This is a genomic window from Nitrospirota bacterium (assembly GCA_016214855.1).
Taxonomy (GTDB): Bacteria; Nitrospirota; Thermodesulfovibrionia; order Thermodesulfovibrionales; family UBA6898; genus UBA6898.
On record JACRMT010000012.1, the window covers coordinates 101,863 to 122,406 of the forward strand.

The 20,544-nt window shown below is 51.5% G+C and carries 23 protein-coding genes; 15 read left to right on the top strand and 8 right to left on the bottom strand.

What is annotated here, in order from left to right:
* Window position 1 precedes the first annotated feature (1 nt).
* From HZB62_10765 to HZB62_10825, 13 genes are all read left to right on the top strand, one after another.
* Window positions 2-679: a hypothetical protein gene (locus HZB62_10765; GenBank protein MBI5075629.1), complete on the top strand. Its 678-nt coding sequence runs from the start codon at window positions 2-4 to the stop codon at window positions 677-679.
* A complete protein-coding gene (locus HZB62_10770) occupies window positions 676-1,380 on the top strand; it encodes a hypothetical protein (protein MBI5075630.1) in 705 nt (234 codons plus the stop codon). The genes HZB62_10765 and HZB62_10770 overlap by 4 nt, the downstream gene beginning before the upstream one ends.
* Window positions 1,380-1,883, top strand: a complete 504-nt coding sequence (locus tag HZB62_10775; protein ID MBI5075631.1) for a hypothetical protein — start codon at window positions 1,380-1,382, stop codon at window positions 1,881-1,883. The genes HZB62_10770 and HZB62_10775 overlap by 1 nt, the downstream gene beginning before the upstream one ends.
* Window positions 1,880-2,335: a hypothetical protein gene (locus HZB62_10780; GenBank protein ID MBI5075632.1), complete on the top strand. Its 456-nt coding sequence runs from the start codon at window positions 1,880-1,882 to the stop codon at window positions 2,333-2,335. Before HZB62_10775 ends, HZB62_10780 begins: the two co-directional genes overlap by 4 nt.
* A 10-nt stretch (window positions 2,336-2,345) precedes the next feature.
* Window positions 2,346-2,558, top strand: coding sequence for a hypothetical protein (locus HZB62_10785; protein MBI5075633.1), 213 nt, complete (start codon window positions 2,346-2,348; stop codon window positions 2,556-2,558).
* The gene (locus tag HZB62_10790) at window positions 2,548-3,915 is read left to right on the top strand and encodes a hypothetical protein (protein ID MBI5075634.1); all 1,368 of its coding nucleotides are present in this window, start codon (window positions 2,548-2,550) and stop codon (window positions 3,913-3,915) included. Before HZB62_10785 ends, HZB62_10790 begins: the two co-directional genes overlap by 11 nt.
* Before the next feature lie 82 nt (window positions 3,916-3,997).
* Window positions 3,998-4,381, top strand: coding sequence for a hypothetical protein (locus HZB62_10795; protein MBI5075635.1), 384 nt, complete (start codon window positions 3,998-4,000; stop codon window positions 4,379-4,381).
* 62 nt (window positions 4,382-4,443) lie between these two features.
* Window positions 4,444-4,683 (top strand): hypothetical protein, encoded by a 240-nt coding sequence (locus HZB62_10800; GenBank protein MBI5075636.1) that lies wholly within the window; start codon window positions 4,444-4,446, stop codon window positions 4,681-4,683.
* 100 nt (window positions 4,684-4,783) lie between these two features.
* Window positions 4,784-7,924 (top strand): hypothetical protein, encoded by a 3,141-nt coding sequence (locus tag HZB62_10805; GenBank protein MBI5075637.1) that lies wholly within the window; start codon window positions 4,784-4,786, stop codon window positions 7,922-7,924.
* Window positions 7,925-7,945: 21 nt separating this feature from the next.
* On the top strand, window positions 7,946-8,113 hold the full coding sequence (locus HZB62_10810; GenBank protein MBI5075638.1) for a hypothetical protein: 168 nt from the start codon (window positions 7,946-7,948) through the stop codon (window positions 8,111-8,113).
* 7 nt (window positions 8,114-8,120) lie between these two features.
* The gene (locus tag HZB62_10815; GenBank protein MBI5075639.1) at window positions 8,121-10,526 is read left to right on the top strand and encodes a hypothetical protein; all 2,406 of its coding nucleotides are present in this window, start codon (window positions 8,121-8,123) and stop codon (window positions 10,524-10,526) included.
* A gap of 1 nt (window position 10,527) precedes the next feature.
* On the top strand, window positions 10,528-10,911 hold the full coding sequence (locus HZB62_10820; protein MBI5075640.1) for a hypothetical protein: 384 nt from the start codon (window positions 10,528-10,530) through the stop codon (window positions 10,909-10,911).
* A 158-nt stretch (window positions 10,912-11,069) separates the two neighbouring features.
* Entirely contained in the window at window positions 11,070-11,837 is a 768-nt protein-coding gene (locus tag HZB62_10825; GenBank protein ID MBI5075641.1) for a DNA adenine methylase, read from the top strand.
* Window positions 11,838-11,982: 145 nt separating this feature from the next.
* Here the strand turns inward: HZB62_10825 and HZB62_10830 are convergent, their stop codons facing one another.
* Window positions 11,983-13,317, bottom strand: coding sequence for a serine protease (locus HZB62_10830; GenBank protein MBI5075642.1), 1,335 nt, complete (start codon window positions 13,315-13,317; stop codon window positions 11,983-11,985).
* A 198-nt stretch (window positions 13,318-13,515) separates the two neighbouring features.
* On the opposite strand from HZB62_10830, the gene HZB62_10835 reads away from it, so the two are divergent.
* A complete protein-coding gene (locus HZB62_10835; GenBank protein ID MBI5075643.1) occupies window positions 13,516-14,316 on the top strand; it encodes a dienelactone hydrolase family protein in 801 nt (266 codons plus the stop codon).
* Window positions 14,317-14,324: 8 nt separating this feature from the next.
* Window positions 14,325-14,909, top strand: a complete 585-nt coding sequence (locus HZB62_10840; GenBank protein MBI5075644.1) for an NAD(P)H-dependent oxidoreductase — start codon at window positions 14,325-14,327, stop codon at window positions 14,907-14,909.
* A 58-nt stretch (window positions 14,910-14,967) separates the two neighbouring features.
* Here the strand turns inward: HZB62_10840 and HZB62_10845 are convergent, their stop codons facing one another.
* From HZB62_10845 to HZB62_10875, 7 genes are all read right to left on the bottom strand, one after another.
* A complete protein-coding gene (locus tag HZB62_10845; GenBank protein ID MBI5075645.1) occupies window positions 14,968-15,663 on the bottom strand; it encodes an HNH endonuclease in 696 nt (231 codons plus the stop codon).
* A gap of 185 nt (window positions 15,664-15,848) precedes the next feature.
* The gene (locus tag HZB62_10850; protein ID MBI5075646.1) at window positions 15,849-16,121 is read right to left on the bottom strand and encodes a helix-turn-helix transcriptional regulator; all 273 of its coding nucleotides are present in this window, start codon (window positions 16,119-16,121) and stop codon (window positions 15,849-15,851) included.
* A 10-nt stretch (window positions 16,122-16,131) separates the two neighbouring features.
* Window positions 16,132-16,404 (bottom strand): type II toxin-antitoxin system mRNA interferase toxin, RelE/StbE family, encoded by a 273-nt coding sequence (locus HZB62_10855; protein ID MBI5075647.1) that lies wholly within the window; start codon window positions 16,402-16,404, stop codon window positions 16,132-16,134.
* Window positions 16,405-16,474: 70 nt separating this feature from the next.
* Window positions 16,475-17,692 carry a class I tRNA ligase family protein gene (locus HZB62_10860; protein MBI5075648.1) on the bottom strand — a complete coding sequence of 406 codons (1,218 nt, stop codon included), beginning with the start codon at window positions 17,690-17,692 and terminating at the stop codon, window positions 16,475-16,477.
* Window positions 17,693-17,930: 238 nt separating this feature from the next.
* On the bottom strand, window positions 17,931-19,301 hold the full coding sequence (locus HZB62_10865) for an MATE family efflux transporter (GenBank protein ID MBI5075649.1): 1,371 nt from the start codon (window positions 19,299-19,301) through the stop codon (window positions 17,931-17,933).
* A 70-nt stretch (window positions 19,302-19,371) separates the two neighbouring features.
* Complete coding sequence (locus tag HZB62_10870) at window positions 19,372-19,563, bottom strand: ferredoxin (protein ID MBI5075650.1); 192 nt, start codon at window positions 19,561-19,563, stop codon at window positions 19,372-19,374.
* Window positions 19,560-20,504, bottom strand: coding sequence for a deoxyhypusine synthase family protein (locus tag HZB62_10875; GenBank protein ID MBI5075651.1), 945 nt, complete (start codon window positions 20,502-20,504; stop codon window positions 19,560-19,562). The genes HZB62_10870 and HZB62_10875 overlap by 4 nt, the downstream gene beginning before the upstream one ends.
* Window positions 20,505-20,544 lie beyond the last annotated feature (40 nt).

A 20,544-nucleotide genomic window follows, 5' to 3' on the forward strand; every position in this document is an offset into this window, starting at 1 on the left:
AATGAAGATTTCCAGCTTACTGCTTACTGCCTGCATCCTGCTGGGCGCGATAGAGGCACATGCAGTTGATGATATCTGCGCCATAGGCTTTGATGCAGGTAAAACAGTCTCGGTCGAGATTTACGATGCTACCGCTGCGGCAATAATTCTGGCGGACACAACCACAGGCGTAACAGAGCATGCCTCAACGTATAGTTCCAGCTATTGTTATGAGGGAGCTATCGCACCAACGGCCTGCCACAAACTGATAATGAGCTGGCATGACAACAGCACTCCAGTTAGGTCCTCAGTTGAGACCAAGGTGTGGGATTGCGCCTCCGATCCCTGGGCAACCGCTCTGCCCGGCGCATATACGGCAGGCACGGCCGGATACATCCTCGGTAATTACTCCCAGGGAGGCGGCGACACAGCAGTCAATCACAACACCGGCAGTGCTGATAATCTGCGCTATACGACAGCTCTGGGCGCGGGGATCTCAGGCGCAACAATCAAGGCATATTTAAAAACAGACTATGACGCAGGCAGCAGGACAGATGCATATGTTAAGGGCCGCACAACGACCGACGTCAATGGCCGCTGGAACAACGATCTGTATCTCGATGCAGGTTATACCTACACCGTCCTGTTCTACAAGAGCGGCGCATACGGGCCGGACACAAAGGAGGTCACTCTCCCATGACCGTTACAGGGACCCCTGCAGCAGGCGGCTCGCTGCTCGAAAGGACCATCGCCATTGTTGCTGACAGCTCTGCAAAGCTGGTCAACCCGGATGACTATCAGGCAAAGCTGACAGCCGCGCTCAAGACCTACACAGGCCACAGGCCCGATACTGCGGTCGTCGATATCACCGGAGATGCCGGACATGACTATGCCCTGCCCGCCGGATGGGTCGAGGGCGTCAGCAGGATCCTCTCGATCGAATACCCGGTCGACAGCGTGCCGGCTGCGCTTCTGGACAATGACGAATACCAGATATATCAGGCCACGGCCGCAAAGAAGATCAGGCTGCTGAATAATGCGCCTGCTGCGACCGAGACCGTCCGCGTCACCTTTACGACCCCCCGCACAGAGGCTACTGTGCTGGTGAGCGATGAGGACGCGGTCTGCGATCTCGCTGCAGCGGCCTGCCTCGAACAGTTAGCTAATCTCTTCGTGCAGACCTCAGATCCGACGATACAGGCGGATGTAGTCAACTACCGCTCCAAGTCTCAGGAGGCGGCGTCCAGGGCAAAGACCCTGCGCGGCCTGTACAAGGCGCATATGAACCTGAAGGACGATGACACGGTACAACCGGCCTCTGCAGTCGCCTCGCTTGAGCAGCACTATCCGGGCGGAGCTGATCGCCTGACGCATTCGCGCTGGTCCAGGAGGAGACGTTGATGGATATGCAGGCAACCATATCGGTCACCGGCAGGATCTTCAAGGGCGATGCTCCTGCTGTCATCAACAAGTCTATGACCGCGCTGATGTACAAGGTGGTTGCCTTCCTGGAGCGGGCAGTAAAGGCAAGAACACCGCGTGGTGTCTTCGGAGCCCAGGGCGGTCTACTCGGGAGCATCCAGGGCGAAGTCCAGGGCAAGGGCACTCCGACAATTAAGGGGACTGTGTTTCATGGCTCAAAACATGGCGATGTGGTAGAGAAAGGCCGTACAGCAGGCAAGGCAATGCCGCCTGCAGGGACACTTGTCAGGTGGCTGGAAGTGAAACTCGGCCTGAGCGAAAAGCAGGCGCAGAGGATTGAGTATGTTGTGCGCCGCAAGATAGCAAAAAAAGGGTTCGCTGGTGCATATATGTTTGAGCGGGCATGGACAGAACACTGGCCCTACATTCAACGGATGTTTGAGCAGGAAGGGTTTGAAATAGCAAAGGAGCTGTCTGAATGAGTGAGGCTCTGATCCGCACACAGATCTTTACCATCCTTTCGGGAGTCACAGACATCGGCAAGGTCTATGACTATGAACGCTGGTCCGCAGACTGGGGGGCCTTCATTTCACTGTTTAAATCCACGGTCGGCAGCAAGGACCAGATCAGGGGGTGCGAGATAGCAAGGCGGGCTGCTCCCGGTGGATATGACAGCAATGCAGAGGAGCTCATCAGGCATCAGTATGTGATCAGAATGTATATGTCTCTGTCCGACGCCGACGCAACGGAAAAAACATTCAACGCCCTAATCGAGGCAGTTAAAAGCGCATTCAGATTTAATTTTCAATTGAATGATACCTGCGAATCAGCAGGCCCGGTCAGTGCAGATATTATTGAACCAAGGTTTTTCGGCAGCGTGCTCTGTCATTACGCCGAGCTCAGTCTGCCGGTGATAGAAATGGTTACCAACTAAAGGAGGACGTATGAACAGAATAATCGCAGTAGCAAGGAGAAACGGAGTTGACACAAAGACGGGTCTTGACCTGAAGCGCGGAAATTCATATCAGATCAATGAAGACGAGATTGATCCATCAGTCTTCTCCCGCACAGGAGAGGATCTGGGGGAAGAGGCCATCGCCATCGCAAAAGAAACAAAAGGGAAAAAGATAAAGGAGGTAGCATCTGATGAAAAGTAAAACTGTTGCAATCTGGAGTCTGATGTTTCTGTTCGTGCTGATCGGTATTGTGGGCGTGGCTGGGGGCTCAGCGCCCTTTGCCCTGGGCTCTCTGCCCTTTGTCTTCGGTACGGTTGCTGTAGGCGCGGAGATTACAGCCGCCATCCGCAAGGCGCTTGTATGGGGCACGGCAAAGCCCTGCGGGGCCGGTCACGGCCTGTTGATCCTGCCGTCGAGCATAAAGAAGGACCGGAATAACCTGCTCGATGACAGCCTCGGCAGTTACTGGCCGACAGACAGCGATCCTGCTGAGGTGAAGGTCGAGGGAGACATAGTCTCATACCTGCGGTATGACGGGCTCGATTTGCTGATCGCGACTGTTATGGGCACTGCGGTTCTGCCGACCTATACCGCACCTGTTACAGGGACCGCGACAGGCGGCAGCACATCCACCCTGATTAAGGCCGCGGCCGGCTGGACCGTGGATGCCTATATCGGGAAGTTCGTGAAGATCACTGCAGGCACAGGCATCGGCCAGGTGAGAAAGATCACCGACAATGATGCGACAACGCTCACGGTAGATGTCACTGACGGCAACTGGATCGCGCCTGATGCGACCTCGGAGTTCGAGATCTTCAATGCGTATGCGTCACACCCCTACGACCTCGCGGATAATATCGATACCCTGTTCCTGACCTTCTGCGTCAACAATAAGGTCAGTGTCGAGGAATATGTCACGCTCAAGCCGATCGGCATGGTGATCAAGGGCGATGTCGGCGGCGCCGTGCAGGTGTCGTTTAAATGCCTGGCGTATGACAAGACCATGGGGTCTGTCATCAATACGCTCGTCACCTTCGCAAGCGTAACCACGAGGGAGACTGCAAACCGGGTGCTCTATTCGCAGGGGGTCTTTCGGATAAACACACAGAGCGGCGGCGCCCTTGGTTCCGGCGATACGGTCTATCCCAAGAACTTCGAACTGTCGTTAATGCGCAAGGCCTCCGGCGACTATGGTGCCGGCGGCTCGTTCGATTATATTGACGAGCCCACGAACGACGGCCTGCCAGAGGTTAAGCTGAAGGTCGAATTCCCGAAGTATACCGCAACAACTCATTTCGACGACTGGGATGCGAACACCGCGAAAAAGATGGATATCACCTTTACCGGTTCGGGATCTCGCAGCCTGCTGCTGCAGTTGCCGAACCTAAAATATGCGAATGTGGATCTGCCGATGGACAGAGGCAGACTTAAGCATTCGCTTGAGTTCAACTGTCTGGCCGCAGCAGCAGCGCCGACCGGCATGACCGGCGTAACAAAACCGTTCAGGCTTACCCTGGTGAACACATATGGCGGCGATCCCCTGCAGATAGGGAATTAGTATTAACCCGCGCTGCCTGAGTAAGCCGAACCTTTCCCGGACGAAAGGGCAGCGCATAAAACAAGGAAAGGGAGACAGCAAGATGGCAAAGTTAGGAGTTTTCACAGGCGAGAAATCAAAGTGGATCCAGTTCGATGCAGACACCGAGGTCCGTATCCGGCTGATAGGCAAGAAAGAGCTGCGGGAGATCGTCAACAAAGCGGAGAAGGCCGCCAGAAAAACAGGCGCTAATTCTCAAGATATTGTTGATCGCAAAATAGGCCGCGCCTCTGTATTGGGCTGGCGCAAGATAAAGGATCACGACCATCCCGGCCTGATCGTCGGTGACCAGCCTCTGCAATTTACACCTGAAAACGTCGATATGCTGATGGATCTGAGCATTGACTTTACCAGGTTTGTGAATCAGAACTGCAGCGAAGAGAAAGAGTTTATTGACGAGGACGAAACCGAAATAAAAAACGCCTGACAGCTTACATCCGGGCGAAGCTGGACTTCCCCGATGTGAGCTGCGATAAATGCCAAAACATAATGGAGGTTGATGGAGTTGAGCCGGACTGTATCGATGGGCAGTGCGTTATTCCCGAGCTGGATGACACAGGCACGCGGATCTTTAAGATCCGCTCGCTTCTGCTCAGCCTTCAGGGTGTCGTTGACCCTGGGACGATACTGAGAATGCACGATGCTACATTGGCAGATATCGAACTGCTGGCAATGCTCGAGGATGAAGTTAAGGAGCTGAAGGGATCTAAAGATGAGCAAACAGGGTAAAGACGATATAAAGGGCAGGAGCGCCGAAGTAGGCGATGACCGAAAGGATGAGCATGGTCTTGATTGTTGCCCAGATCATACTCACATTATGAGGTAAAACATGGCAATCGTCAAGATAGAAATAATTTCAGATACCACTAAGTCGGTTGCGCCTCTCAGGGAGGTCAGCTCTGCCTGCGACAAGGTGAAGTCTTCGGTGGTCGATATGGTGAAGAGTTTTGCACCCCTTGCCCTTGGCACGGCCGTAATTGCCAAACTGTCAAGCTCTATCGCATCTGCTGTTCCCGACACACAGAAACTCGCCTCAGAAATCGGGAGACTGCAGCGCATTACCGGTATGTCGGCAGAAACGGCATCCGAATATATCGCAGTTTTTGACCAGGTCGGTGTTTCATTCGGTGCACTTCAAAATTCTGTCACGGCGATAGCAAGGAAGATGGGCGGCCTGAAGGGCATCGAGGACATGGTGACTGACGCATCAGGCCAGATGGTTGATGTATTTGAGAAATTCGATATTCAGATCAAGAACAGCGACGGGTCTCTGAAATCCTTCTCTGACGTATTCGAGCAGATACGGGTAAAGATTAAATCAGCCTCTTCAGAGACCGAGCGCATGGCCATTGCTACACAGTTTTTTAAGGGTAATGCTGTCGAGCTGATGCCTGTGCTCACCATGTCCGCCTCACAATGGAAAGAGATAGCCGATGACGCCAAAAAATACGGCATTATCCTTTCCCAGGATAATGTGAACGCGGTCAAGCAATACACCATGGCACAGAGGGACATGGATGATGCGGTATCCGGACTTAAACTTGCGATCGGCAATGAGCTGATCCCTATTCTGAAAGAGGTCACCCTGGAGCTGACGGAAAACATCGCATCAGTGAGGGATTTTGTCAGTGAGCATAGAGCATTGCTTTCGCTGCCCTGGGAGATACTGAAGACGGTCAAGAATAACTTCTATGAGATCGCCGGTGCGATCACCGTTATGATGACGGTAGCAAAGGCCGATGCCATTGCGCTGCTCATTACCCGCCTGTCAACGCTTTCCACCACGTTGGTTCTAACGACAGCCCAGGCCCATGCATTAGGCGCAGGGCTTGCCCTTCTGGCTGGTTACGAGATCGGAAAACTTATCGATGAATGGACCTATAAACTGGCGGATATAGACATATCCGGCATGAACAAGGTTAATGAGGCTCTGCGGGAGGCGGCTGAAGAGATGGACTATCTCAGCAGCAGATCCGGAAAGCAGAAAGAAACCTTTAAAAGCCTTGGGTTTGAAGGGGCAGGCGCAATGAAGCAATTTAATGAGGCAGTAAAATCCGGCACTGTGGTATTTGATCAGCTCACCGGGCAATGGATAAAACAATCTGCAGCAGTCAAGGCCGGAGCCGGGCAGACAGCAGAGGAGATCAAGAAGATAGTAGAGGCGCTATCCAAGGCATCCGCCGAAATCGAAAAGATCGGTGAGGCACAGTTGAAGATAGGCGGTGACAATTTTACCGAAGCCCTGAAAAAAGAAGAAACAAGCATGGCGGCGGTGCGTGCCGAGACAGAGCGTTACGGCAAGAGCATGGCGACCATCGCGGACAAAAGCGCAGCAATGCAGGCGACAATGGCAAAAGAGGCAGAGAGTGTTAATGCTATCGCGACTGCCAACAAGGTCTATCTCAATGTGATTGAGTCTGTCTATGCCAGGCGGTTGGCAGGCGAAAGGGCAATCGCAGAGGCGATGAAAAAGGCAGGGGCTGACCCTGCTGCGCTGGCAACCCAGCAGACGCAGATCCTGCAGACCGAGATGGCCGGAGCTACTGCGAGGCTCGGGGCATGGAAACAATACTACATCACGCTGGAAGGCCTGCATAAAAGAGCAATCGATGAAATGGCGCGGCTGACACAGGAGCAGGCAGAATTCGAGAAGTCGAAAATAGCACAACTGAACGGCTATGCGGATCTGCAGAACTCCCTGCGGCAGCAGTTAATGACCGACCAGCAGAAGTATTACGACCAACTCACCATTTCTCAAATGAAATTTGACGCGGCAATGCAGCTCAGCGGGCAGGAAAAAATCAATGCTCTCAAAGATTGGCAGGCCACAAGAGGTTCTATCGTAAGGGAGGTGACCGAGGGCGATGCTATAGTCATCAGCAAAGAGACTGCGGTGAGAGACGCCCTGCGGGACATAGCAAAAGCCCAGGACGCCATAGTCCAGACAACAGGTGAGGTGGATGCTGCAAGACAACAGTCAATGGATCAGCTTGCGACATACACGCAGCAGATCGAGACGGCAATGTCAAAAGCCGCAGAGATGGTGGAACATTACAAGGCCTCTATCATCCAGCTCGATAGTGAGCTGGCAAAGCAGCGTGAGTTGAGTGTGAATACCGGACCGGCGCAAAAGGCCATCGAATCGGTCATAGCTGCAATGGCCGAGGTGAAAGACAAAACCGTCACCATAACGGTGCTGACAAACAATGTGCCTGCCGGGGGCGGCATGGGGCTGAGCAGTTCCCACGGGGAATCAGTTGGCGATGTATTTCAGGATACCTCAGTGAATGTTGATTTTACCGGCACAGGATCACCCAAAAAGCCGCTGACTGAAAAGCTGAACGATTATCAGCAGCAGTTGAAAGACTTATCAGGAGATATTGCTCATAATTTCGATTTCAGCGGTCTCAGTAGAAGCATTTCGTCAGTAGCTGCACAGTCCCAGATCATGGGGTCAGCTGCCTCGCAGGCGCAAGCATCGGCCACGGATGATACATCTGCGATCGGTATGTCAAGCGGCATGACAGACGGCATCGCAAAGGTCCTTGAGGAGCTGTATATGAAGCTGGCTGCAGCCGAGGGCCGCGTGGCCTTTGCCGAGCAGGCGCGCAAAAATCCGGAGTCACCATACTATGCGATCTATGCGACGCAGATTGCTGAAAATGAGGCGATAATCAGGACTCTTGAACAGGCCATATCAAAACTGCTTTCCAGTGCAGAAAAATCTGCTGATGACAAACAGCGAGTGTCCGGGGGCGGGCTGCAGTCTGCAGGGACCGGTTCCGGTGGATCAGCAGGAGCCTTTAATCCGAACGCGAAGAATAACTATCCCCCGCCGCCTTCGCAGGGCAATATCACCTTTGCCCCGATCATAAATATACACGGCACGAATAAGAATCCTGAACAATTGGCGCGGGAAATTGCCAGGCCGCTCGAAAAAGAATTCAGGCGGCTGCTGGTCCTGAAATAATAGCAAGAAAAGGAGTTAATCATGTGGAGCTTTGATATGAATTGCTGTGTGAACTGCGCCAAGATCAAGACCTGCCCTGATGCATCGGTATTACAGCAGGGCCTTCGGGGATTGCTCGATACACTCTCCGGCAACGAGGGAGGATCTGCAGCCGGTATCGTGGTTGTGGTCTGTAAGGACAGAGAATAAATAGCCTGTGCGCACCTTTGGCGGAGCCTTTACAGCAGAGAAGAACAAGAAGATCGGAGCGGCGCCTGTCTGGATCCTGAAATGCCCATTTGCCTCCTCCGGAACGTTTTACCTCTCAGATCTTGCCATGACAACACTCGACGGCTGGCAGACCCGGTCATGGATAAAAACATGGGGCAGCATCGATGAAAATATATCAGGCGACATGGCGTTGACGGCAGTGTCTGACTTCTCGATCGAGGTCATTATAGATCCTGATACAAGCCCGAATATCCATGATATCCTCTGGTTGGCCGCTAATAATATTGAGACGCGAGACTGTGAACTGTATCTGTATTTCCGCGATGCATCTGCCTTCGCCGAAAGGATCTGGGTAGGCAATATCGTCGATTTCGAGAAGCTGAACGAGTTGACCTATCGGATTGATTTTGCCGACCTGTCTGTCCGCCTCGATAAATACATCGGCAGTAAGATCAACCTGAGCGCGTATCCGTCGGCAGACCCTGACGACGTGGGCAAGGTACCTAACATCATCTATGGTACAGTCGAAAAGGTCCCTTGCCTGATCGTGGATGCAGGGGCCATGACCGGCCTGCCTGCTAATATTACCGCTGCGGCAACCAGTTTCAGTCTGTCAGACGGCTCGCGGTTTGCAAACGGCATGGTGATCACCATTGATGCCGAGGAGATACTCATATCGGGCATCTCCGGCGACACGATATCGTCATGCACCCGTGGGTATAACAGTACAACGGCAGTATCCCATGCCAAAGGGGCCGCTGTGTGGGAGAAAAAAGCAGCATTTGTCTATATGTGGGCGGATCACCCTGTGACCAGCATAGGCAAGATCTACGGCAGGGTCAATGACGCTGAGCTGGACATTACGGCGATATGCACAAAGCATCCGGGCGGCACGACAGGCTACACCAACAAGGCAGTGATTTCGGTGCCGGGCTATATTACGGCAGCGCAGGCAGTGGCCCTTTTGGTGGCTGACGGCATATCGATAAATGACGCTATTGCGGTAGTGGACACTATTGCGGTCAACGATACGATCAGCGTGGCCGACACCATATCTGTCGTGGACACTATCGGGGTGAGCGATGGGATAGGGGTGAGCGACACGATCGGGTTTAGTTCAGCAGGATCGACCATTACGAGATATCCCGACAGCGGGACTTACAATGAATACATCGATGGCGATGAGACCACCTACCGTTTGGTCACCAGCGGTTCTTACAACTACGCATATTACCCAACGACATCCTTCGGCACGATTGCCGAGCAATATCATTATGTAATTGCCGAAAACACCGCAGGGACTTCTCAATCATTGCAGTTGAATACGACTTCTTTTACCCTCCCCGCGAACTCAGGGAAGATCAAACTCAGAAAGATTGCGACAGGCGGCAATTGGAATGACAGCACGGTGATTTATACAGGTTCTTCCAGTATACGCATTTACGAGCTCTGGAAGGAAGTCCTATACACACAAACTCTGACGAAGGCAGGCTCTGCGTCAAAAACAGGATCAGCGAGTAAAACAGGCTCTGCGAGCAAGTCCGGGTCAGCGAGCAAGTCTGGCAGCGCGAGCAAAAGCGGGGCAGCCAGCAAGAGTGGATCAGTCACTAAATCCGGCACAGTTACCCTGTCCGGCAATAGTGTTGCCAACACTCTGGTTGGCACACAACTCGTGGCGAGTGGCGTTGGATATAATTATTCAGCCCCAAATGACATCATAAGCCATTTTCTGAGCACCTACCTGGGCTATGCCTCTTTCAGCGGAACTGCAAACGGCTCGTATGTCTTTGCGGTCGTGATCAACGAGTATAAACGCGCAAAAGAATGGCTGGCACTGATGGCGTTCCAGTGCAGATGTTATCTGCGATTTGCCAATGCTCAGACCGAGTTACTCAACAGACCCGATATGCTGACCAGCGACAAAACCATCACGGCGGCCATGATCCGCATGGAGAGCGATTATAAAACCTCTGTAAGAGGGCCTGCCCGTTCCCCTCTGGGAGAGGTGATCAATAAGATCGACGTGCACTATAATCGCGACTGGACAAAGTCTGGTGACGGTGCATACAGAAAACTGTATGCAATATCAGATGCTACATCGATCACCCGGTATGGTACAAAAGAGAACCCGCAGATGTTCATGTTCGATTTCATCAGGGATGACGCCACTGCCCAGAGCGTCGGGGATTTCTACCTTGCCAGATATAAGGACAGAAAAAAGATATTGAAAATGGATCTGTTTCTCGACAACGTCGAGCTGGAATTCGCTGACGGAGTCACTCTTGCTTCGGAGGGCAATTTGTTGTGCGAAGTGGAAAAGGCGAACGTTGCACCGGGCAGCGCGACGGGCAAAAGAAATGACCGGCTAACGCTGGAAGCGAGGGAGTATTGATATGGCGCTGATAAAATTTGAGAGGACATCCGCCCCGACCGGATCAGTGCAGTTTGCGCGGAACCCAGGCCCTGGAAGTTACAGCCGGAAAACAGAGTATATGCAGCCAAAAGAGCGGTCTAACGGCGGGGACCTGTACAGTTACGACAAGGGCATCTCGCCGGACAGGTTCCGGACACTGTCATGGAAAAACATATCCGCGACCGATCTGGCTAATTTCATGACGTTCCTCGGTGTCGTGGTCGGGATCAAAGAAAACTTCACGTTCACGGACTATGACGGTGCAACATACACGGCGAGGATCTGGAACGCCGACGATATCCAATCTGCACCGGTAGCTACTGGCCGGGAGTCCCTGACCGTGGTATTGAGGATTGAAAGTTAGCTTGTAGACAGGCGGACAGTATTCCGGGGAGTGCGACCTCCCCAAACCCTATGTATCTCGCATAGGACGGGATAACCCGCTACCATCCGCACCCTCGCGAAGGGCGGATAAATAATAGCAGGTTTCCCTTGTATTTCAAAGAAAAAGGGAGGTCGCACATGAAGAAAAGCTTTCTATCCTACGTCGGCGGCAAGTCGCTGCTGGCAAACAAAATCATCCCGAAAATCCCGGCTCACGAGTGCTATTGCGAGGTATTTGCCGGCGCGGCATGGCTCTTCTTTAAAAAAGAGGAGTCGGAGATCGAGATCATCAATGACATCAACACTGATCTGGTCACATTGTATCGGATTGTAAAGCTGCATCTCGATGAGTTTATTCGGTATTTTCGCTGGATATTGATATCGCGGGAAGAGTTCGATCGCTTCCGGATGGAGCGGCCCGAGACCCTGACCGATATCCAGAGGGCCGTGAGGTTCTATTATCTGTTAAAATGCGGCTTTTCAAGTAAGATCGTCGCGCCGACCTTTGGCGTCAGCGCTACCAGGGCTCCCCGTATAAACCTGTTGAGGATCGAGGAAGAGCTGTCTGAGGCCCATCTGAGACTGTCACGAGCCTATATCGAGAACCTGCCCTATGCAAAGCTCATCGAGCGGGTCGATCGCGCCGGCACATTCTTTTATATCGATCCTCCCTATTTCAATTGCGAGGATTATTATGGCAAAGGGATATTCTCGAAAGAGGACTTCGGCACGCTGCGGGATCTCCTTGGCAGAATCAAGGGAAAATTTATCCTGTCGTTAAACGACACTTCGCAGGTTAGGGAGATCTATAAGAGGTTCCGGATCGAGAGTGTGTCTACCAGTTACAGCTTGGGAGGCGGAAATAAGAAAAAAGCGGTCAAAGAAGTCTTGATTCGGAACTTTTGACCGCTCAGCGTGCTATACTTTTCAAGCGAAACTTGACCCTGTCAACGTACGCCGGGAAGCCAGTTTTCGCAATTCCGAGCCCTGACTTTTCGCGCGTGCTAACAAAGAGCCGAAGGGCCAGAAAACTCTTTTCTGATTATTTCACTTACTGTCCAATCTTCTCACGAAGCTTTTTCGCCAATGCCGGATCAATTACCTGCAGTATTTTGTATTCTTCAAGCGCAGGGACTCTGTCATCCAGATAGCTGTATAGCAGGCCAAGCCCGTAATGGGCATCAGCAAATGAAGGTTTCAGCCTGATCGCCTCGTTGTATGCTGTGACGGCAGACTTATACTTTTCGAGTTTTGTGTATGCAATGCCGAGATTGAAATGGGCAACCGCAAGCTCGGGCATGATCCTGATCGCAGCATTCAACTCATCAGCCGCTTCCTTATACATCTTTGCTTCAAGGTATGCCATGCCGAGATTGGAACGTGTCCAGGCCGATTGGGGGTCAAGACTGAGCGCCTTCCTGAGGGCTGTCAGGGCGTCGCTGTTCCTGTTCAGACTCAAATACGCCACGCCAAGGCCGTTATACGCTTCAACAGCGTATGGGTCAGCTGCCACAGCCTTATTGTAAGCTTCAAGGGCTTCGGTATAGCGCACTGCAGAGTTGAGGCTGTTCCCCAGGTTAACCCAGTAGCTTGCAGAACCTCCCGGATCACGGTAAAAAGCCTCCCGAATCGTGATGACACGGTCAAGGGATATGTTGTCCCAAAATGTATACAAAGGTGCAACAAAATTGACCGTGCTGTCCGTGATGGTTGACACCGCAATGCCGATCACGTCCCCATTCTGATCAAAAATAGCTCCGCCGCTGTTCCCCGCAGTCAATGGGATCGTGATCTGGAACATCTGTCTGCCGCTGATCTCCCTGAAGCCATTCACGCTCCCTTCCGTTATACTTACGCGGCTGCCCTGAGAGTTGTCCATGAGGAATACCTTGGCACCCTGTCTGACCTCACGACTGTCGCCGATCGTTACTGCCCGGAACGCTCCGCCACTCACCTTGAGGACCACAATGTCATGCTCACGGTCTGCATGCAGAACACCTTCGACCGGCAGGACCGCACCATTGACCTTTACCCTGACAGAGGCCGCATTGCTGATGATATGATAGCTGGTCAAGACAGCGCCGTTGGCTGCGATCGTAAACCCGCTCCCATGACTGAACGATCTCTCCTTTTCGTCATATGCCACAACGGCGGCAATTGAACTGACATTCGCCTTGAAGATTTCAACGCTGCCCATCGGCATTCGGGAAGCCCTGCCGGCTTCTTCACCTGCCCCCGATCCCGGGGCATCAGGCAATTGTCCGTGTCGTGTGCCGTATCGCTCCAGGTCCTGATCAGTATAAACAGGCTCTGCTGCCCGGGCCTGCGGCCTAACAAAGAGCATGGCGGCCAATAGCAGCAATGCGATAGACCTTGCTGAGTTCAATTCATTTCACCTTCTATCAGAATACTCATCTGACTTATCCCCGACTCTCTAATCAGTGTTATAACTTGTATCTATTATAGGTGATTTTTAAAGCCAGCCAAATTATTTCATTTGCTGCGACCAGCACAATATTTCTCTTCATAAGCTGAAAAATGGGGGTATAATGAAGGCATATCCAATCGATTCAGGAGGTCAGTCATGAAACCATTTCTCCGCATTATCTTCTGCATGCTCGTATCAGTTCTGCTATCAACCTCTGCATATGCCAAAATCCAGAGTAAGGCGATCGAATATAAGGACGGCGATGCTCTGCTTGAGGGATATCTTGTCTATGACGATGCATCAAAAGAAAAAAGACCCGGTGTGCTTGTTGTCCATGAATGGATGGGGCTCGGCGCATATGAGAAGGGCCGCGCAGAGCAGCTTGCAGCCTTAGGCTATGTGGCCTTTGCTGCGGACATCTATGGCAAGGGCATCAGGCCCAAGGACGGGAAAGAGGCTGCTGAATTTGCCGGGAAGTATCGCGGCGGCGACCGCAAGGTGCTCCGCTCCCGGGTAAATGCAGCGCTTGATGTATTCAAAAAGCAGCCAATGGTTGATACGACAAAGACAGCTGCTATTGGGTACTGCTTCGGCGGTACAACCGTTCTTGAGCTTGCAAGGAGCGGCGCAGACACTCTGGGTGTTGTGAGCTTTCATGGCGGCCTTGCCACCTCTATGCCAGCTGATGCGAAGAATATCAAAGGCAAGGTGCTGGCTCTGCATGGCGGAGATGATCCCTTTGTAAAGGCCGAAGAAGTGCTTGCATTTCAGGACGAGATGCGCAAGGCAGGCGTTGACTGGTCTTTTGTGAGCTACGGCAATGCTGTGCACAGCTTTAGCAATCCTGCGGCAGGCAATGACAACTCCAAGGGTGCTGCGTACAACGAGAAGGCTGACAAGCGCTCCTGGGAGGCGATGAGAAAGTTTTTCAAAGAGATCTTCGGAGAAAAGAAATGAGCACAAAGATGAAATATCTTATTCTCTATGCCCATCCAAACCCCAAGAGCTTTAACCATGCCATCCTGGAGACGGTCCAGGCTGAACTGCAAAAGGCCGGAAAAGAAGTCTCTGTACGCGATCTTTATGCCCAGAACTTCAACCCTGTGCTCTCAGCAAATGACCTTGCAGGCATGATGCAGGGACAGCTGCAGCCCGAAATAAAGGCGGAACAGGAGTTTGTCGGCTCGGCAGATCTGATCGTTGTGATCTATCCGCTCTGGTGGGCGGGCATGCCTGCGATCCTGAAGGGTTACATAGACCGCGTCTTTACTGAAGGCTTTGCTTATAGCATTGTTGGGCCAGACCTTAAAGGCCTGCTCCAGGGCAGGAAGGTGCTGCTCATCACCACGACCGGTGCGCCGCAGGAGATGTATGAAGCGTCAGGCATGTTCAAGAGCATCGCCCAGACCACCGGGGAAGGCATATTCCAGTTCACCGGCATGGAACTGATCGAGCATAAGTATCTCTGTGCTATACCGTATCTGACGGATGCGGACAGGAAGAAGATGCTGGAAGAGCTGAGAGAACTCGTTCAGAAGAAACTGCTGTAAGGTCAGACAGTCACGGCGGGGGCAGCCTCATCGCTCCCGCCTTGTTGTTGCTTTTACTTTATTGATTGAATGCATTTCCCTTTCCAAGATTGCATGTCTGACACTTGGTTTGCAAATTATCCGGTACAGTCTCACCTCCTTGAGACCATGGAAGTATGTGGTCTACATGTAGATCGATGCCCGGTATTTTAATGGGACTTCTGCCACAGGATTGGCAACGAAAGCCATCGCGCAGAAGTATAGAGAACCTCAGGCGGGGAGATATTTCTCTTTTGGTTCTTCTTACTTTCCGTGGTTTTGTGATGTCGTCTGGCTCATCGTTTGTTATAGTGTCAGATACCAACGAGTCAGTCTGCCCTTTATCGATGTAAGACATGAACGCCATTAATGCTTTGTTCCAAGTCCCGAAACGCCTTTCATAAGTCCCCGTAGAGTAATTGGATAGCGGCGGTTTCATTTCCTCATACCGAGGTTGTCGTGCAAGCGAAATCCAAACTTCTCTCAAGTTCTCAAAAAGAGCTTCTTCAGGGATATTCTTCCGCTGTGATGGGTTTTCTTTTAAACCAGCTACCTTAAGAGCTTTGGACCACGACCCGAAGCGTTTGGCTATACAATCGGGAGAGAAGTGGCCGAATTGTTTATAGGCTATTACAGTAACAGTGTTGGTTCCTCTTTCCTCACAGACCCTTTTCATGTCTGCTATTAGTTCAGTTTCGGGTATGTTGTACCTTTTTAAATTCAGTTCAAATTTCATTTTATTTCTGTCCATCATTTTAGAGACAAATGGGCAGAGGATCAAGGAATAACTGCAAAATTGCCACGGGTTACTTATCCCCTTTTTCTGACTTCTCATCCTTCTTCCCGAAGAGCATATTCGAAAAGATCATGCCCGGGCAGATACCGGTTGCCGCTGCAAAGAAGAAAGATATCACAAGCCAATCAAGCTGCCTTCTCTATTTCTCTTGCCTCATATTCAGGAAACATTATTATGGCCGGATGAACATTGAAGGCCACAGCAAGCTGCTCCGCACGCTTCTTGCCAATTTCGACCCTCTCATTCTCCAGAAGACTCAGATTAGGCACTGATATCCCTGAACGGCGCGCAAGCTCAGGCTGCGTCCATCCCTTCAGATCACGGAGCATTCGAATAACCTCACCTGTTGATAAAACAGCATGCGCCTTAGCGGCACGGTATTGAGTCTGAGCTTTCATTTTTTACCTCCTAATACTTATGCGGTGTTATTTCAACGACCATAACGGTAACGATATCGCGTTCTATCTCATAAATAAGCCGGTATTGATCGCTCAAACGCGAGGATCGCTGCCCCTTGCGTTCACCTTTCAATTTTTCATCATGAAATCCCGGAAACTCTCGCAATTTATCAGGACCGTGCCGGAATACGATATTCTTCCAGAGCTCATATTTTTTGAGAACCTGCAAGGGCAGCCTTACACACGTTTTCGCTATGGTGCGGTGCTCAAGAATATGCCACATTATGAATAATCATAACTTCTTATGTTTGATAAGTCAAGATGAGAAGCCGACAAAAAAAGCGATCAACCTCTCAGAAAATGACCTGCAAGACCTCGTCGATCTTTTTCAGCGTTCTGATAATGCCTGCGGACTGAACAGCGGACAGTGACGATATATCGATCTTCTTCAAGATCCCCCGCATAGCATCAAAAGCGGGCTTCACGCTCATGTCATTGTCCATGCAGGTGACAAAAGCATCTCCAAGATCACTGGAGATCTGCGACTTCTCAGGTCTAACAGAACCGGCCTTCCTCCTGATCAACTTCACGCACTCCCTGAAATCCCTCAGCCTATGCGCTGCTGCTTCCATGGCCTTATCAGAATAATTGAGCTTCTTCCGGTAGTGGCTGTACATCAGGAAGAAGCGGATCTCCTGTGCAGAATATCCCTTCTTGATCAGCATATCCGTGTACAGGATATTGCCCTTGGATTTGGACATCTTCTGGTTGTTCACGAAAAGATGCGCACCATGCATCCAGAACTGCGACATGGGATATGGCTTGATCGCTTCCAGGATCGCAAGGGAATAGTCATGATGGCGGTAGAGATTATCGATGCCGCCGCAGAAGGCAGAGAGCGTTCCTCTGAAATGACGCAGCACCATGCTGGGGTCCTGCACGTTCCATGACGGCCTGCCCTCGCCCAGTTCAGTATTCCAGCAGGCCTTTTCGCTGATCTCGCAGCCGTGCCAGAGGATGAAATCGCCGTAATTCCACTGTATGCCGGGATAGGTATCTTTATGGAACCTTCTCCTTTTCTTCGGCCATTTCGACATATCCAGCCCGAAAAGCTTGCCGAATCCGCGCACCTTGAGTGGATCAAAATAGATATTGCCGCCATGATTGTACGCGATCTTTTTCTCGATCAGCTTCTTTATGATCCCGACCGACTCATCCACGCATTCTGATGCACGGGGCATATAATGAGGCACCTTCATTTTGAGCAGTTTCAGCTCTTTAATGAATTGGGAGATATTGCGGTCAGTAAGCTTTTTTACCGAGGTCTTATGCTTTTCCGCCTCTTTGATCGCCTTGTCCTCGATGTCAGTGACCGCCATGCCGCGCTCCACCGCGAACCCGGAATATTCGAGGTACCGGACAAGGATATCTTCGAACAGAAAGGTCCTGAAATTGCCGATATGAGCGCGCTGGTACACCGAGGGGCCGCAGGTGAAGATCGCAGCGCGTTTATTGCCCGCAGTCCTGAATGGTTCAACTTTTCTGCCAAAGGTATTGAATAATCTCAACATGATCAGTTCCTCTCATAATTCTATCCCATTTTATCGTTTCAAACCATAATCAGCGACAGGCAGAAATGCCGGAAAAGGACTGCCTGCAACACCTTATGCCCTAAACCCTACCAGCCAACCTGTCTTCTGAATGGCTGAAATGGCAACAACTACGTTTACGTGATATTCAGTTAATCATGTTGTCATTGCAGACCTTTTACGGTGTTTCTGGCTGTTGCAATACAACGTAAAGATATATCTACTCAACCTTCAGATGCTTCCACGTTCCTTTATGGAACCGCGCTGACATTAGTATGCCCTGTATACACATCGATATGACCATCGCCATCCAGACGCCCGTGGCGCCGTAATTCATTACAAGCGCGAAAAACCATGCGAGAGGCAGCCTGATAAGCCACATGCTGATGCCGATCACTTTCAGAGTGCCCCTCGTGTCTCCTGCTCCCTGGAGAGCACCGCCAAGGATCGCGCTCATGGCCATAAAGGGCTCTGAGAGCATATTGAACTGGAGATACCGCGTTGTCTCTTCAAGCACGTCCTGGTTCCGTGCAAGAAGAGACGCAAAATACCGGGCATTCAAAAAGAAAACAACAGCCATGGCACTCATAAAGAACGCACCCGAAAGCGCGATCTTCCATCCGGCCTTTTCAGCACGTTCAGGAGAGCCTGCTCCGAGGTTCTGGCCGATAAGCACTGAAGCCGCCATATTCAGGGCAAAAGCAGGGAGATAGATGATACCCTCGATCCTGAGGCCATTCGATATGGATGCAAGCGCAGTAATGCTGGTATCGCCAAGCCTGCCGAGTATGTTGTACAGGACGATGCTGCCGGCGTTCCAGGTGATCTGGAGCATTGCCGCAGGCCAGCCAATACGCAGGATCTTGCCAACGGTCTCCCCCGAGATCCTCCAGGGTTCAGCAAAGAGCTTCCTCCATCTGCTGAAGCCGAGAAAAAGAAGGTTCATCAGCATGCCGATCATCAGCGAGATTGCTGTGGCGGTTGCGATGCCTCTATATCCCAGAGCAGGAAAAGGACCGAGGCCGAAGACAAGCCCGAAGACCGTGATCACGTTGACAACGGTCACCAGAGACATGGTCATGAGCGGTTTTTTTACTTCTCCGCTTGCATTAAAGACCGCATTGGAGATGATAAGCACATAGTTAGGAGCAAGGGCAATTACAAAGATCCTGAAGAAGTCTCCGGTGATCTCCCTGATCTCTGGCGGAACGCCTGCAAGGGCTATGATCTGCCTGTACATGAGGAGTCCGGCAGCTGCAAGGCTGACTGCGCAGACAAGGCTGAAAAGAAGGGACTGCCGCGCAATATGCAGCGCACGCCGAAGATCATCGGCTCCGATGGCTCGTGCAACCAGTGCAAGGGTGCCGACACTGACTGCATTGGCAACGATCACCACAAGGAAATAGAGCTGACTTATGAAGCCTACCGCAGCCTGGACCTGCGGATTGATCAGTCCTGCCACATAGATGTCTGTGAACCCGACAATGAAATTCAGGACCATGATGATCAGCATGGGCCATGAAAGCTGCCAGATGTTTTTCCAGAGACTTCCTGAAATGATACTTTCGTGCTGCTTCCGGGTCTCCGCCATAGGAATATTGTAGCAGTAAGAAAAGATCAAGAGAAACAGGAAAAGAAAAGAAACTATGCGGGTCTTTTGTTTATTCTTCCAGACTGATCGCGTCGACCGGACAGTTTTCTTCAGCCGCCTCGCAGCAGCCGGTATAGTCGCAGGCCTCTTCATCGATCACCTTTGACTTGCCGATCACAGGGTCAACATGGAAAACAGCAGGGCAGATCTCTTCACACCTGCCGCAGCCTATACAGACATCTTCATCGACTATAACTCTCATGGCATCTCCTCAATAACAGCAGCGGCCAGCAGCGGGAACATGATCTCATGATGACCGGTAAGGGCAAAATTCTGGCCGCAGTTCATGGTCGGCCTTTTCAGAACATTCTCTCTTGGCCGGTAGTGCTGAATGAAATCCATATTCACGGTCGTTAACTTCTCTACCCTGTTGCCGAGATTGCGTGCTACATTCAGGGCCTTCAGAAAGACCTCGGGAAGTATGACCGCAGAGCCGAGGTTGATATAGACACCGCCCTCAAGATCGGCAACAACAGAGGCAAGAAGCCTGAAATCATCCATGCTCCCCTTGCCGAGAGCAGCGCCATCAGCCTCGGGATGCATATGTATGATGTCCGTTCCTATGGCAATATGAACCGTTATGGGAATGCCGAGCTCGTAGGCCTGGCAAAATATGCTTTTGTCCCTGAACGTGAATCTTCCTTTGCTGATATATTCACCTGCTGACTTGCCGATGCCGTATCCCTTCTTCACACCTTTATTGATCGCAAGGTTCAGTCCCCTGCCTGTGTCCTTTGACATGCCGAACGCTCCGGCACAGAGTTCCCGCGCAACATCCTCCGACGTATGACCTGCCATGGCTATCTCAAAATCATGAATAACACAGGCGCCGTTTGTGGCGATCGCGGTTATGATCCCCTTTTTCATCAGGTCTATGATGACCGGCGACAGACCCAGCTTTATTGGATGGGCGCCCATGCCGAGGATAACCGGCCTCCGGTCCTTCTTCGCCTGTACAATGGCAGCGACAACAGATCTGAAGTCTCGGGCAGCAAAGAAATCAGGAAGCTTTTCGAGGAAGTTCGCAAATGAATCTCCGCGCTCGGACACGCCGGCAAAAGAGCTGACCGACACCTTGCTCTTCCTCCCGGAGAGTGAATAGGTCTTTACTGATCTGAGCGACAGAGGTTTATACTGTTTCATGGGATAAATTGTAGCATAGAAGGTTCAGGGGTTGCATACA

Coding starts and splice junctions, on each gene's coding strand:
- HZB62_10800 (MBI5075636.1), top strand. CDS start 4,444: ATGGAGGTTGATGGAGTTGAGCCGGACTGTATCGATGGGCAGTGCGTT.
- HZB62_10795 (MBI5075635.1), top strand. CDS start 3,998: ATGGCAAAGTTAGGAGTTTTCACAGGCGAGAAATCAAAGTGGATCCAG.
- HZB62_10805 (MBI5075637.1), top strand. CDS start 4,784: ATGGCAATCGTCAAGATAGAAATAATTTCAGATACCACTAAGTCGGTT.
- HZB62_10785 (MBI5075633.1), top strand. CDS start 2,346: ATGAACAGAATAATCGCAGTAGCAAGGAGAAACGGAGTTGACACAAAG.
- HZB62_10855 (MBI5075647.1), bottom strand. CDS start 16,404: ATGTGGCATATTCTTGAGCACCGCACCATAGCGAAAACGTGTGTAAGG.
- HZB62_10860 (MBI5075648.1), bottom strand. CDS start 17,692: ATGTTGAGATTATTCAATACCTTTGGCAGAAAAGTTGAACCATTCAGG.
- HZB62_10870 (MBI5075650.1), bottom strand. CDS start 19,563: ATGAGAGTTATAGTCGATGAAGATGTCTGTATAGGCTGCGGCAGGTGT.
- HZB62_10765 (MBI5075629.1), top strand. CDS start 2: ATGAAGATTTCCAGCTTACTGCTTACTGCCTGCATCCTGCTGGGCGCG.
- HZB62_10775 (MBI5075631.1), top strand. CDS start 1,380: ATGGATATGCAGGCAACCATATCGGTCACCGGCAGGATCTTCAAGGGC.
- HZB62_10845 (MBI5075645.1), bottom strand. CDS start 15,663: ATGAAATTTGAACTGAATTTAAAAAGGTACAACATACCCGAAACTGAA.
- HZB62_10850 (MBI5075646.1), bottom strand. CDS start 16,121: ATGAAAGCTCAGACTCAATACCGTGCCGCTAAGGCGCATGCTGTTTTA.
- HZB62_10780 (MBI5075632.1), top strand. CDS start 1,880: ATGAGTGAGGCTCTGATCCGCACACAGATCTTTACCATCCTTTCGGGA.
- HZB62_10810 (MBI5075638.1), top strand. CDS start 7,946: ATGTGGAGCTTTGATATGAATTGCTGTGTGAACTGCGCCAAGATCAAG.
- HZB62_10875 (MBI5075651.1), bottom strand. CDS start 20,504: ATGAAACAGTATAAACCTCTGTCGCTCAGATCAGTAAAGACCTATTCA.
- HZB62_10790 (MBI5075634.1), top strand. CDS start 2,548: ATGAAAAGTAAAACTGTTGCAATCTGGAGTCTGATGTTTCTGTTCGTG.
- HZB62_10865 (MBI5075649.1), bottom strand. CDS start 19,301: ATGGCGGAGACCCGGAAGCAGCACGAAAGTATCATTTCAGGAAGTCTC.
- HZB62_10825 (MBI5075641.1), top strand. CDS start 11,070: ATGAAGAAAAGCTTTCTATCCTACGTCGGCGGCAAGTCGCTGCTGGCA.
- HZB62_10820 (MBI5075640.1), top strand. CDS start 10,528: ATGGCGCTGATAAAATTTGAGAGGACATCCGCCCCGACCGGATCAGTG.
- HZB62_10840 (MBI5075644.1), top strand. CDS start 14,325: ATGAAATATCTTATTCTCTATGCCCATCCAAACCCCAAGAGCTTTAAC.
- HZB62_10835 (MBI5075643.1), top strand. CDS start 13,516: ATGAAACCATTTCTCCGCATTATCTTCTGCATGCTCGTATCAGTTCTG.
- HZB62_10770 (MBI5075630.1), top strand. CDS start 676: ATGACCGTTACAGGGACCCCTGCAGCAGGCGGCTCGCTGCTCGAAAGG.